The sequence below is a fragment of the Pseudomonas sp. NY15437 genome (assembly GCF_048068435.1).
GTDB classification, from domain to species: domain Bacteria; phylum Pseudomonadota; class Gammaproteobacteria; order Pseudomonadales; family Pseudomonadaceae; genus Pseudomonas; species Pseudomonas nitroreducens_B.
In genome coordinates, this window is record NZ_JBLUQC010000010.1 from 79,161 (window position 1) to 92,291 (window position 13,131).

The 13,131-nt window shown below is 66.1% G+C and carries 14 protein-coding genes; all 14 read left to right on the forward strand.

What is annotated here, in order from left to right; genetic code table 11:
• Nucleotides 1-57: 57 nt before the first annotated feature.
• Nucleotides 58-399, forward strand: a complete 342-nt coding sequence (locus ACNFIA_RS21485) for an Hpt domain-containing protein (RefSeq protein ID WP_259756404.1) — start codon at nt 58-60, stop codon at nt 397-399.
• 66 nt (nt 400-465) lie between these two features.
• The gene (locus tag ACNFIA_RS21490) at nt 466-1,776 is read left to right on the forward strand and encodes a flagellar hook-length control protein FliK (protein WP_416788485.1); all 1,311 of its coding nucleotides are present in this window, start codon (nt 466-468) and stop codon (nt 1,774-1,776) included.
• A 488-nt stretch (nt 1,777-2,264) separates the two neighbouring features.
• Nucleotides 2,265-2,786 carry a flagellar basal body-associated protein FliL gene (gene fliL, locus ACNFIA_RS21495; protein ID WP_259756402.1) on the forward strand — a complete coding sequence of 174 codons (522 nt, stop codon included), beginning with the start codon at nt 2,265-2,267 and terminating at the stop codon, nt 2,784-2,786.
• Nucleotides 2,787-2,795: 9 nt separating this feature from the next.
• Nucleotides 2,796-3,767: a flagellar motor switch protein FliM gene (gene fliM / locus ACNFIA_RS21500; RefSeq protein ID WP_259756401.1), complete on the forward strand. Its 972-nt coding sequence runs from the start codon at nt 2,796-2,798 to the stop codon at nt 3,765-3,767.
• Between the two features lie 22 nt (nt 3,768-3,789).
• Nucleotides 3,790-4,257, forward strand: a complete 468-nt coding sequence (fliN, locus tag ACNFIA_RS21505; protein ID WP_259756400.1) for a flagellar motor switch protein FliN — start codon at nt 3,790-3,792, stop codon at nt 4,255-4,257.
• 1 nt (nt 4,258) lies between these two features.
• Nucleotides 4,259-4,735 (forward strand): flagellar biosynthetic protein FliO, encoded by a 477-nt coding sequence (fliO, locus tag ACNFIA_RS21510; RefSeq protein ID WP_259756399.1) that lies wholly within the window; start codon nt 4,259-4,261, stop codon nt 4,733-4,735.
• A gap of 23 nt (nt 4,736-4,758) precedes the next feature.
• Nucleotides 4,759-5,523, forward strand: a complete 765-nt coding sequence (fliP, locus tag ACNFIA_RS21515) for a flagellar type III secretion system pore protein FliP (protein ID WP_416788711.1) — start codon at nt 4,759-4,761, stop codon at nt 5,521-5,523.
• A 106-nt stretch (nt 5,524-5,629) separates the two neighbouring features.
• Nucleotides 5,630-5,899 (forward strand): flagellar biosynthesis protein FliQ, encoded by a 270-nt coding sequence (fliQ, locus tag ACNFIA_RS21520; protein ID WP_045212070.1) that lies wholly within the window; start codon nt 5,630-5,632, stop codon nt 5,897-5,899.
• Complete coding sequence (gene fliR / locus ACNFIA_RS21525) at nt 5,899-6,675, forward strand: flagellar biosynthetic protein FliR (RefSeq protein WP_259756396.1); 777 nt, start codon at nt 5,899-5,901, stop codon at nt 6,673-6,675. Before fliQ ends, fliR begins: the two co-directional genes overlap by 1 nt.
• A complete protein-coding gene (flhB, locus tag ACNFIA_RS21530) occupies nt 6,675-7,811 on the forward strand; it encodes a flagellar biosynthesis protein FlhB (protein ID WP_259756394.1) in 1,137 nt (378 codons plus the stop codon). Before fliR ends, flhB begins: the two co-directional genes overlap by 1 nt.
• A gap of 101 nt (nt 7,812-7,912) precedes the next feature.
• On the forward strand, nt 7,913-8,752 hold the full coding sequence (locus tag ACNFIA_RS21535) for a TPM domain-containing protein (protein ID WP_416788489.1): 840 nt from the start codon (nt 7,913-7,915) through the stop codon (nt 8,750-8,752).
• Between the two features lie 94 nt (nt 8,753-8,846).
• Nucleotides 8,847-9,431 carry a hypothetical protein gene (locus ACNFIA_RS21540; protein ID WP_416788491.1) on the forward strand — a complete coding sequence of 195 codons (585 nt, stop codon included), beginning with the start codon at nt 8,847-8,849 and terminating at the stop codon, nt 9,429-9,431.
• Nucleotides 9,432-9,545: 114 nt separating this feature from the next.
• Entirely contained in the window at nt 9,546-11,669 is a 2,124-nt protein-coding gene (flhA, locus tag ACNFIA_RS21545) for a flagellar biosynthesis protein FlhA (protein WP_416788493.1), read from the forward strand.
• Between the two features lie 15 nt (nt 11,670-11,684).
• Nucleotides 11,685-12,995 (forward strand): flagellar biosynthesis protein FlhF, encoded by a 1,311-nt coding sequence (flhF, locus tag ACNFIA_RS21550; protein ID WP_259756387.1) that lies wholly within the window; start codon nt 11,685-11,687, stop codon nt 12,993-12,995.
• Nucleotides 12,996-13,131: the final 136 nt, after the last annotated feature.

The window sequence follows — 13,131 nt, forward strand, 5'->3', positions numbered from 1 at the left end:
CAGGCCGGGCCTGAACGGATTCCCCGGGGTGGCGAGCCATCCTCCAGGGAGTGCCCAATGTCCGAGCCGCATCTCGATGGCGCCGTGCTGAGCAATTTGCTGTCGATCATGGAAGACGAGTACCCGCTCCTGGTGGAGACCTTCCTCAGCGATTCGGAAGAGCGCCTGCGCAGCATCCGCGAGGCCTTTGCCGCGGCCGACGCACCGGCCCTGCGCCACGCCGCGCACAGCTTCAAGGGCAGCTGCGGCAACATGGGCGCCGCGGTGCTCAGCAGCCTGTGCAAGCGCCTGGAAGAGGCCGCACGGCAGAATGACCTGGCCGGGGCGCAGAGCCTGATCGGCAAGGTCGAGCACGAGTTCTCCATCGTTCGCACCCTGCTGGTGGCCGGTCGTTCCTGAGCCTTTCCAAGTTGGCCCGCGCCTTGCTATCTCCGTGTTGGATATTCACCTCAACGGAGCACTCCGATGGCTGTCGCCCCGGATATTTTATTGAGCTCGGCGCCTGATATCAGGCCCAAGGCGGCGCTCTCCAAGTCTGCCCAGAATTCGCCGAACAGCAGCAACGACAAGGGTTCCAGCTTTGCCGACGTGTATGCCAGGGAGCAGCGTCCGGCCCCCAGCGAGCGAACCGACAAGCCCGCCAAGGCGAAAGCCGACAAGCCACGGGACAGTGCCGACAAGGACACTGCCAGCCAGGACGCCACGGCGCCGGCTGCCGCCGACCAGCCAAAGGTTGCCGAGGACGGCAAGGCCTTGCCGGCCGACGGCGCGAGCAAGGCGGACGAGCCGGTGGCGGACACCGACGCCAAGCCCGACGCGACCCTCGACCCCCTGCTGATGCTGGGCATGACCGGCCAGCTGCCGGAGCCCGAGGCGCCGCCGCTGGTGGTCAGCAGCGGCACCAGCGCGCTCACCGAGGCCAGTGGCGACGACGACCTGCAGAAGCTCAACGAGATTCCCGGCGTCAGCCTGGCGCTCGGGCTGGGCGGCAACGAGCAGCCTGCCCAGGTACAGCAGACCCAGTTGGCCAACCCGTTGGCGGCCAAGGCCGGCGGCAAGGCAGTGGATGCCAACGGCAAGGATGACCTGTCGGCGGCGCTCGCGGCGCTGAACTCGGAGTCGGCCACCAAGGGCACAGGCACCCAGCTCGCCGAAGGCGCGCTGAAGGACGCCGTGGACCTGACGCAGCAGGTGGCGGACGTGCAGACCGACGCCAAGCCGGAGATGCCGCGCAACGAAGCCTTCGCCGCGCGCCTGGAATCCCTGACCCAGGCACTGAACACCCCGCAGGCCGTGACCAGCCGCCCGGTGAACCCGCTGGTGCCCGGCCAGGCGGTGTCGATGCAGCAGAACGGCTGGACCGACCAGGTGGTCGACCGGGTGATGTGGATGTCGTCGCAGAACCTCAAGTCCGCCGAGATCCAGATGGACCCGGCCGACCTCGGCCGCCTGGAAGTGCGTATCCACATGAGCGCCGACCAGACCCAGGTGAACTTCGTCAGCGCCAACGCCGGCGTGCGCGAGGCACTGGACAGCCAGCAGCACCGCTTGCGCGAGATGTTCAGCCAGCAGGGCATGGGCCAGCTCGACGTCAACGTTTCCGACCAGTCCGCCCGTGGCTGGCAGCAGCAACAGCAGCAGGGCGACGGCCGCGGCGGCGCGCGGAGCGTGGCGGGGGGCGAGGGCGGCGACGACGAGCCGATGATCAGCGGCATGTCGGAGATCCGCCCGGCATCGACGGCGCAGGGCAGGGGATTGGTGGATTATTACGCGTGATGGGGTGGGCGCGTTCCGGGTGGCGCGGTGCTGCCTGAAAGCGCCCTCTCCCCAGCCCTCTCCCTGAAGGGAGAGGGAGCTATCCGTGCCGTTCATAGTGATGTGCCACCGTCGAGCGTCGATCTTTCAGCGCACGCCGAACGAGTCTCCTATCCCTTCAGGGAGAGGGTCCAAGCCCGAGCGCCACGCTTGCCCTCGTTCGCGAGCAAGCTCGCTCCTACAGTTCGGGCCGGGCGGCGAGGCGGCTCCTCGGGGGACCGAGCCAGGAACGGGCGCCGGGGCGGCTCTTCGTAGGAGCGAGCTTGCTCGCGAACCGCCCAACCCCCATCCCCGCCTGCGCCAAGGAAAATTCTTACTCCTCCCCGTGACATCCTCCGTCTAGCCTGTAATATCCGCGGCGGCGCCAGTCGGACGTTTCCGAACTGGCACAGCCCTTGCTGGTACCCCGGTATCAGCGTATCGCGCCGCAAAAGTGACGGATTATTGGCATGGCCAAGAAAGAACAGACGCCTTCTCTCCCCGATGGCCAGGCGCCCGGCAAGGGCAAGCTGAAGCTCATCATCATCATCGTGCTGGCCTTCCTGCTGGCGGTGGGTGCGTCGGTGGGCGGTACCTGGTTCTTCCTGCACAAGAGCGCCAAGCCCGACGAAGCCGAGGCCAAGGCCGCGGAACACGCGGAGCCCACCCGCAAGCAGGCGGTGTACGAAATTCTCGCGCCGTCCTTCGTGGTCAACTTCAATCAGAACGGCCGCCAGCGTTATCTTCAGGTGGCCGTTGCCCTGATGGGCCGTGACCAGGCGCAGATGGATGCCCTGCGCGAGCAGATGCCGCTGGTGCGCAACCAGCTGGTGATGCTGTTTTCCAGCCAGAATTTCGACAATCTGGTGACGCCGGTCGGCAAGGAAATGCTCCGCCAGCAGGCCACCTCCAGTCTTCAGGAACTGGCGAAGAAGGCGACCGGTCAGTTGACCGTGGAGCAAGTGCTTTTCACCAATTTCGTATTGCAGTAGGTACCCGCCATGGCCATGCAGGATCTACTTTCCCAGGACGAGATCGACGCGCTGCTGCACGGCGTCGACGACGGCCTGGTGGAAACCGAGTCCGACGTCGAGCCGGGGGCGATCAAGTCCTACGACCTGACCAGTCAGGACCGTATCGTCCGGGGCCGCATGCCGACCCTGGAGATGATCAACGAGCGGTTCGCCCGCTACACCCGCATCAGCATGTTCAACCTGCTGCGCCGTTCGGCGGATGTCGCCGTGGGCGGCGTGCAGGTGATGAAGTTCGGCGAGTACGTGCATTCGCTGTACGTTCCCACCAGCCTCAACCTGGTGAAGATGAAGCCGCTGCGCGGCACCGGCCTGTTCATCCTCGACGCCAAGCTGGTGTTCAAGCTGGTGGACAACTTCTTCGGCGGCGACGGCCGTCACGCCAAGATCGAAGGCCGCGAGTTCACCCCCACCGAGTTGCGCGTGGTGCGCATGGTCATCGAGCAGGCCTTCGTCGACCTCGCCGAGGCCTGGCACGCGGTCATGCCGATCACCTTCGAGTACGTGAACTCCGAGGTGAACCCGGCGATGGCCAACATCGTCAGCCCCAGCGAAGTGGTGGTGGTCTCCACCTTCCACATCGAGCTGGACGGCGGCGGCGGCGACCTGCACATCACCCTGCCATACGCGATGATCGAGCCGATCCGCGAGATGCTCGATGCCGGCTTCCAGTCCGACGTGGACGACCAGGACGAGCGCTGGATCAACGCCCTGCGCGAGGACATCCTCGACGTCAACGTGCCGCTGGGCGCCACCGTCGTGCGTCGCCAGCTCAAGCTGCGGGACATCCTGCACATGCAGCCGGGCGACGTGATCCCGGTGGAGCTGCCCGAGCACATGATCATGCGCGCCAACGGCGTGCCTTCCTTCAAGGTCAAGCTGGGTTCGCACAAGGGCAACCTGGCCTTGCAGATTCTCGATCCGCTCGTGCGCCCGCGCTGAGCGAATCCCAAGAGGACCCACCATGTCTGACGAAGAAAACGTAACCCCCGAAGAACAGGCGCTGGCCGACGAATGGGCCGCGGCGCTCTCCGAATCGGGTGACGCCAACCAGGACGACATCGACGCGATGATGGCCAGCGCCGCGGCGCCGGTCGTGCCCGCCGCGCCGCGCGCGCCGATGGAAGAGTTCGGCATGGCGCCCAAGGCGCCGACCATTGCCGGCCTGGAAGGCCCGAACCTGGACGTGATCCTGGATATCCCGGTGACCATTTCCATGGAAGTCGGCCATACCGACATCAGCATCCGCAACCTGCTGCAGCTCAACCAGGGCTCGGTGATCGAACTCGATCGCCTGGCCGGCGAGCCGCTGGACGTGCTGGTCAACGGCACGCTGATCGCCCACGGCGAGGTGGTGGTGGTGAACGAGAAGTTCGGCATCCGCCTCACCGACGTGATCAGCCCCAGCGAACGCATCAAGAAGCTGCGCTGACATGGCCCGCCTGCTCGCGAACCTCATTGCGTTGCCGTTGGCGGGGCTGTCCCTCTTCGCCCTGGGCGAGGAGGCGTCGGCACCGGCGTCCAACCCGGCCATCGTCCACGCCAGCTCCACGCCGAGCCTGATCACCGGCAGCGCCGGCGCGCAGCTGATGCAACTGCTGCTGGGCCTGGTGCTGGTGGTCGGGCTGATCTTCCTGCTCGCCTGGCTGGTGCGCCGCGTGCAGCAGGTCGTGCCGCGCGGCAACCAGGCGATCCGCCTGATCTCCAGCCAGGCCCTCGGCCCGCGTGATCGCCTGGTGCTGGTGCAGGTGGGCGAGGAACAGGTGCTGCTGGGCCTGACGCCCGGGCGCATCACGCCGCTGCATGTCATGCGCCAGCCGGTGCATGCCGCCGAGTCGGAAGCGGCGCAGCCGGAATTCGCCCAGCGCCTGCTGGAATTGCTGAACAAGGACAAGGGCCGCCCGCAGTGACCCGTTCGCCGAACCTCTCCGTTCTGATCGGCGCGCTCAAGGCAGCCGCGCCGCTGCTCCTGGGCCTGCTGGCGTTGCTCGCGCCGCAGGCGTTTGCCGCCGATCCGACGCAGCTGACGGCGATTACCGTGACCACCAACCCGCAGGGGCAGCAGGAGTATTCGGTCAGCCTGCAGATCCTGCTGATCATGACCGCGCTGAGCTTCATCCCGGCGTTCGTCATGCTGATGACCAGCTTCACCCGGATCATCATCGTCTTCTCCATCCTGCGCCAGGCGCTGGGCCTGCAGAGCACGCCGTCGAACCAGGTGCTGATCGGCCTGGCGATGTTCCTCACGCTGTTCGTGATGGCGCCGGTGTTCGACAAGATCAACAGCACCGCGCTGCAGCCTTACCTCAACGAGCAGATCCCCGCGCAGGAGGCGATCACCCGCGCCGAGGTACCGCTCAAGGCGTTCATGCTGGCTCAGACCCGGCAGTCGGACCTGGAACTGTTCGTGCGCCTGTCCAAGCGCACCGACATTGCCAGCGCCGACGCCACGCCCCTGACCATCCTGGTGCCGGCGTTCGTCACCTCGGAGTTGAAGACAGCGTTCCAGATCGGTTTCATGATCTTCATTCCGTTCCTGATCATCGACCTGGTGGTGTCCAGCGTGCTGATGGCGATGGGCATGATGATGCTCTCGCCGCTGATCATCTCCTTGCCGTTCAAGATCATGCTGTTCGTGCTGGTGGATGGCTGGGCGCTGATCATCGGCACCCTCGCCGGCAGTTTCGGGATGGTCTAGCGATGCCTTTGCTTTTTGTAGGAGCGAGCTTGCTCGCGAAGCTCTTGAGCGGCTGCGGTTCGCGAGCAAGCTCGCTCCTACCCAAGCCTGAAAGAACGGAGTTGCCATGACCCCTGAAGTCGCCGTCGACCTGTTCCGCGAAGCGCTCTGGCTGACCGCCGTGATGGTCGGCATTCTCGTGCTGCCCAGCCTGCTGGTGGGCCTGATCGTGGCGATGTTCCAGGCCGCCACGCAGATCAACGAGCAGACCCTGAGCTTCCTGCCGCGCCTGCTGGTGGTGCTGCTCACCCTCATCGTGCTGGGCCCCTGGCTGCTGCGGCAGCTGATGGAATACACCCAGTCGCTGATCACCAGCATCCCGACGCTGATCGGCTGATGCTCGAGCTCAGCAACGCGCAGATCGGCGGCTGGATCGGGGCCTTCCTGTTCCCGCTGTTCCGCATCGCCGCCATGCTGATGGTCATGCCCATCATCGGCACCCAACTGGTGCCCACCCGCGTGCGCCTCTACCTGTCCGTGGCGATTGCCGTGGCGCTGGTGCCCAACCTGCCGCCGATGCCGCAGGTGGACGCGCTGAGCCTGAAGGCGATGGTCTACATCGCCCAGGAAATCCTCGTCGGCGCCATGCTCGGCTTCGTCCTGCAGCTGATGTTCCACGCCTTCGTGATTTCCGGGCAGATCATCTCCATGCAGATGGGCCTGGGCTTCGCCTCCATGATCGATCCCACCAACGGCATCTCGGTGCCCGTGCTGGGGCAGTTCTTCACCATGCTGGTGACGCTGCTGTTCCTCTCCATGAACGGCCACCTGGTGGTGTTCGAGGTGCTGGCGGAAAGCTTCACCACCTTGCCGGTGGGCGAGGGGCTGTCGAGCAACCACTTCATCACCGTGGCCGGCAAGCTCGGCTGGATCCTCGGTGCGGGGCTGATGCTGTCGCTGCCGGCAATCACCGCGCTGCTGGTGGTCAACCTGGCGTTCGGCGCCATGACCCGCGCCGCGCCGCAGCTGAACATCTTCTCCATCGGCTTCCCGCTGACCCTGGTGATGGGCTTCATCATCGTCTGGATCGGCAGCGCCGACATTCTGACCCAGTACCAGTCGCTGGCCAGTGAAGGCCTGCGGCTGCTGCGCGAACTCGTGGGGGCCCGCTGATGGCCGAGAACGACAGTAGCGAAGACAAGACAGAGGAACCTACAGAGAAACGGCGCAAGGACGCGCGCGAGAAGGGCCAGCTCCCTCGGTCCAAGGAGCTGAACACCCTGGCCGTGCTGTTGGCCGGCGCCGGCGCCCTGCTGATGTTCGGCGCCAGCCTGGCCGACGCGCTGATGCGCCTGATGCGCGGCAGCTTCGAGCTGGACCGCGCCACGGTGATGAACAGCGAGAGCATGCTCAACCTGCTGGCCGAAGGCGGCAAGATTGGCGCCGACGCGATCTGGCCGATCCTTGCGGTGCTGCTGATCGCAGCGCTGGTCGGCCCGGTGGCCCTGGGCGGCTGGCTGTTCTCCGCCGAGGCGCTGGCGCCCAAGTTCAGCCGGCTCAACCCGCTGGCCGGGCTCAAGCGCATGTTCTCGCTGCGCTCGGTGACCGAGCTGCTCAAGGCCCTGGCCAAGTTCGTGCTGGTGCTGATCGTGGCGATCCTGGTGCTCAAGTCCGACCAGGACGACCTCATGGCGATCGCCCGCGAACCGCTGGAACAGGCCATGGTGCACAGCGCCAGGATCATCGGCTGGAGCGCCTTCTGGCTGGCCTGCAGCATCATCTTCATCGCCGCCGCGGATGTCCCCTTCCAGCTCTGGGACAACCGCAAGAAGCTGATGATGACCAAGCAGGAAGTGAAGGACGAGTACAAGGATTCCGAGGGCAAGCCCGAGGTCAAGGCCAAGGTCCGCCAGATGCAGCGGGAGATGGCCAACCGGCGGATGATGCAGGCGGTGCCGCAGGCCGACGTGGTCATCACCAACCCGACCCACTTCGCCGTGGCCCTGCAATACGACGCCGAGAAGGGCGGCGCGCCCCGGCTGCTGGCCAAGGGCAACGACTTCATGGCGCTGAAGATCCGCGAGATCGCCCAGGAGCACAAGGTCACCGTGCTCGAATCGCCGGCCCTGGCGCGGGCGGTGTACTACTCCACCGAACTGGACCATGAAATCCCCGCCGGCCTCTACCTCGCCGTGGCCCAGGTGCTGGCCTACGTCTACCAGCTCAAGCAGTACCGCGCCGGCAAGGGCAAGCGCCCCGGCCCGATGCCGGACCTGCCGATCCCGCCGGATTTGCGACGCGACGAGTGATAAGGACGGCTGCCGGCAAATTCCTACATTTCTTCAGCGATTGAAGCTTTACGATGGCGGGTCCGACAGCGCACCGCCGCTATCCCGTTCGAGTCGCGAGAATGAAACACTGGATTCGTCTCACCCTTTGTCTGTTCATCTGGTTGGGTTCCAGCGCTGCGTTCGCCAATGTGCCGAGTGTGGCTGTGTCGCCGACACCGCTCGACGCCAGCCGCGAGCCACCGTTTATCGAGCACCATGCACAGCGAGTCGAATTACCGGCGCTGAAGAGCCCGGTCACTGACCTCACCGGTACTCTCGACAGCGCCTGGACCACTGCGATGAAGCAGCGGTTGCTGGCATTACAACAGCGCAAGGGCTCGCAGATCGCCATCCTGATGTTGCCCAGCACTGGCGAGGACAGCATCGAGCAGTTCGCCACGCGCGTCTTCGAGCACTGGCGCCTGGGTCGGCGGGGCGTGGACGACGGCGTGCTGGTGTTGGTGGCAAAGGACGATCACCGCATGCGCATCGAGGTCGGCTACGGGCTGGAAGGGGCGATTCCCGACGTGGTCGCCGCGCGCATCATCCGGGAAAATATCGTTCCGGCCTTCCGCAATGGTGACTTCGCCGGCGGTATCGAGCGCGCGGTATCGACGTTGGTACGACTGATCGACGGCGAGGTGCTGCCGGATGTGCCTAGCAATAACGACTTGGCAGGGTTCGTCCGGTTGCTGCTGACCCTTCTGGCGATTCCTGCCGTCCTTTACCTCCTGTACCGCCTGATCCGTCGCTTGCAATGGAGGTGGATTGCAAGTTCCAGTTCAGACGCCTATTCACGCGGTGGATCCGGCGACAGTGGAACGTCCGTCGGCAGCGGCGACAGTTATTCCAGCAGCGACAGCGGCTTTTCCGGGGACGGCGGCTCCAGCGGGGGTGGAGGTGACTCGGAAAGCTGGTGACCGGCCGAAAGACAGGGGAACCTTTCGCGGGATTTCGCCGGTCGAACCTTCCAGGTGCGGGCGTGCGCGCCAGGGCATGGAACGGAGAAGGACGATGAGCGAAGCGGGATACTTCAGAAGGCTGGGGATGGCCGTGGGCGCGGCCCTGTGCGCGGCCTGCGCGCCGGATACGCCGGTGACGCAGTACCGCCTGCAGGTCTGCGGCACGCAGCACGAAGCGCAGGTCACGGACCGCTGGTGGGGTTCGCTGTATGTCGCCCAGCTCGGCGGCGACAACGAGCTGGTGATCGGCGTGCCGCTGGCGGTACAGGGGGAGGGTGGCCGCCCGGCGACGCTTACCGCGCAGTTCCACCTGACCACCGAGCAGGACCAGTTGCGACGGGATCCTTCGAAGCTTTCCGGGCGCTACGCCATCGGCCCGGCGCGGGAGGGCCGCGCCCGGCTCGGTGAGGCGGTGGCGGTGGTGTTCCAGGAGGTGCCCGAGGATGCCCTGCGCGCCAGCCATGGCGAACTGGTGATCGACCGCGTGGAGATCGTCCGCAGCGAGGACGACACCGACTACGGCGTGATGTCCGGCCATTACCGTTTCGAGGCGCGCAGCGACGCCAACCAGTCCACCTGCGCGGTGGCCGGCAGCTTCCGCGACGGCACCTTCAAGCTGGTGAAAGACAGTTCGTAGAGCGGCTTCGACGAAGTTGGAACGCTTCCTGCAAAACCCTGTGCGGATGCCCGGTTGGGCGTCAAAAGTTTGATCCGGTGGCCGCTTCGGCCACCCACGTGCAGGGGATTTCGGGTGGATCGTACGCAACTGATCGGCACTGTTCGCAGCAATCTGGCGGGGCTCAGCCGGGGCAACCTGGGTGTGCCGCTGTTGCTGCTCGCCATGCTGGCGATGATGACCCTGCCGATCCCGCCGTTCCTGCTGGACGTGCTGTTCACCTTCAACATCGCGCTGTCCATCGTCGTGCTGCTGGTCAGCGTGTACGCCCTGCGTCCGCTGGACTTCGCCGTGTTCCCGACCATCCTGCTGGTCGCCACCCTGCTGCGCCTGGCGCTGAACGTCGCGTCCACCCGCGTCGTGCTGCTCCACGGGCATGACGGCCACGCAGCCGCGGGCAAGGTGATCCAGGCTTTCGGCGAGGTGGTGATCGGCGGCAACTACGTCGTCGGTATCGTGGTCTTCGCGATCCTCATGATCATCAACTTCGTGGTGGTCACCAAGGGTGCCGGGCGTATCTCCGAGGTGAGCGCGCGCTTCACCCTCGACGCCATGCCCGGCAAGCAGATGGCCATCGACGCCGACCTCAACGCCGGCCTGATCGAGCAGGCGGAAGCCAAGAAGCGCCGCGCCGAAGTCGCCCAGGAAGCCGACTTCTACGGCTCCATGGACGGTGCCAGCAAGTTCGTCCGCGGTGACGCCGTCGCCGGCCTGCTGATCCTCTTCATCAACCTCATCGGTGGCGTGGCCATCGGGGTGATCCAGCACTCGATGAGCTTCGGCGATGCCGGCAAGGTCTACGCCCTGCTGACCATCGGTGACGGCTTGGTGGCGCAACTGCCGTCGCTGCTGCTGTCCACCGCCGCGGCGATCATGGTGACCCGCGTTTCCAGCGCCGAGGACATGGGCCAGCAGGTCAACCGCCAGATGTTCGCCTCGCCCAAGGCGCTGGCCATCTCCGCGGCCATCCTCATCGCCATGGGCCTTGTGCCGGGCATGCCGCACGTATCCTTCATCGGCCTGGGCGGCCTGGCTGCCGGTGGCGCCTACCTGATCTGGCACCGCCAGCGCCAGGCCAGCCAGAAGGCCGAGCAGGAGGCCCAGGCCCAGCAGGAGCTGCTGCCCGCGCAGCGCGCCGAGCAGACCAAGGAGCTGGGCTGGGACGATGTGACGCCGGTGGACATGGTCGGCCTGGAAGTGGGCTATCGCCTGATTCCGCTGGTGGACCGCAACCAGGGCGGGCAATTGCTGGCGCGGATCAAGGGCGTGCGCAAGAAGCTGTCCCAGGACCTGGGCTTCCTGATGCCGTCGGTGCACATCCGCGACAACCTCGACCTGCTGCCCAACGCCTATCGTTTGACGCTCATGGGCGTCAGCGTGGCGGAGGCCGAGATCTATCCGGACCGCGACCTGGCGATCAACCCCGGCCAGGTGTTCGGCACCCTCAACGGCATCGCCGGCAAGGACCCGGCCTTCGGCCTGGAAGCCGTGTGGATCGAAGCCTCGCAGCGCGACCAGGCGCAGTCCCTGGGCTACACCGTGGTGGACGCCAGCACCGTGGTTGCGACGCACCTCAACCAGGTCCTGCACAAGCACGCCCACGAGCTGCTTGGCCACGAAGAAGTCCAGCAACTGATGCAACTGCTGGCCAAGACCTCGCCCAAGCTCGCCGAGGAGCTGGTGCCGGGGCTGATTTCCCTGTCGACCCTGCTCAAGGTGCTGCAGGCGCTGCTGCAGGAACAGGTGCCGGTGCGCGACATCCGCACCATCGCCGAAGCCATCGCCAACGTCGCGGTGAAGAGTCAAGATCCCGCCGCGATGGTGGCGGCGGTTCGCGTCGCGCTGGCCCGCGCCATCGTGCAAACCATTGTGGGACTAGAGCCGGAGCTGCCTGTGATCACTCTGGAGCCCAGGTTGGAACAGATATTGCTCAATAGTCTTCAGAAGGCCGGACAGGGCTCCGAAGAAGGCATGTTGCTGGAACCCGGAATGGCCGAGAAGCTGCAACGCTCGATGGTTGAAGCGGCGCAGCGCCAGGAGATGCTTGGCAAGCCGGCGATTCTGCTGGTGGCCGGCCCCATCCGCGCGATGATGTCGCGATTCGCCCGGATGGCGGTGCCCACCATGAACGTGCTGGCGTACCAGGAAATCCCCGACAACAAACAAGTCACGATCGTTGCCACCGTTGGGCAGAACTGATTGAGGTCCGAGGCCATGCAGGTAAAACGCTTCTTCGCCGCTGATATGCGTCAGGCCATGAAACTGGTCCGTGACGAGCTGGGCCCGGACGCCTCGATCATCGGCAATCGCCGTGTCGCTGGCGGCGTGGAACTGACCGCGGCGCTGGATTACCAGGCACCGGTGGCGGCCAGCAAGCCGAACCCGGCGCTGGAAGCCGAGCTGCGCAAGACCCAGGCGAAGATCGCCCAGGCCAAGGCCGACCTGTCGGCACCGACCCGTGCCGCCGATGGCGTGCGCGGCGACCGTCAAATGTACGGCACCGAGAAGCCGCGCCGCAGCGCCGCCGAAACCCTGGCCGCCGCCATGGACGCACCGGTGGCCCCGGCGCCGGCCGCCGCTGGCCAGCAGGCGCTGGAGGCCATGCGCTTCGAGCTCAACGGCCTGCGTGAACTGATCGAAGTGCAGCTTGGCTCGATTGCCTGGAACCAGTTGCAGAACCAGCGTCCGAAGCAGGCCAACCTGTGGCGTCGCCTGCAGCGCATGGGCCTGCCGGCCGACCTGTCGCGCAGCCTGCTGGAGCGCGTGGCCTCCATCGCCGACCCGAAGCAGGCCTGGCGCATGCTGCTGGCGCACCTGGCACGCTCGATCAACACCCCGGAGATCGACCTGCTGGAGCAGGGCGGGGTGATCGCCCTGGTCGGCCCGGCCGGCATGGGCAAGACGACTACCCTGGCTAAGCTGGCTGCCCGCTACGTGCTGAAGTACGGCGCGCAGAGCATCGCCCTGGTGTCCATGGACAGCTTCCGCATCGGCGCGCAGGAGCAGATCAAGACCCTGGGCCGCATCCTCAATGTGCCGGTCACGCTGGTCGATCCGGGGCAGTCGTTGATCCAGGCCATGGCCCCGCTGGCACGCAAGCGCCTGGTGCTGATCGATACCGCGGGCCTGCCGGCCAACGACCCGGCGCTGCGCATGCAGCTCGAGGCGCTGTCGTCGCTGAGCCTGAACGTGAAGAATTACCTGGTGCTGGCCGCGACCAGCCAGAGCCAGGTGCTCAAGGCCGCCTGGCAGAACTATCGTTCCTGTGGGCTGGCCGGGTGCATCCTGACCAAACTGGACGAAGCGGGCAGCCTCGGGGAAGCTCTGGCTCTGGCTATCAGCCAGCATCTCCCGGTAGCCTATCTGGCTGACGGGCCGAAGATCCCGGATGACCTGCACCTGGCACGCGCGCACCAACTGGTGAGCCGCGCGGTGAGCCTGCAGTCGCCGGAAGAGCCCTGCGAAGACGCCATGGCCGACCTGTTCGCCGGCCTTTACCAGCAGCCGGTGCGTCGCGCCAGCTGACGATTGTGAGCCCCGGGTAGGGGCGCGGGGCGGCCGGTTGGGTCGCCCAAGCGATGCGGATGCTCTGCACGATGATCCGCGAGCACCGGCAGCAGGGGAGCACCGCAGCCGGAATAGCCGAAACGCTGGTGCGTGA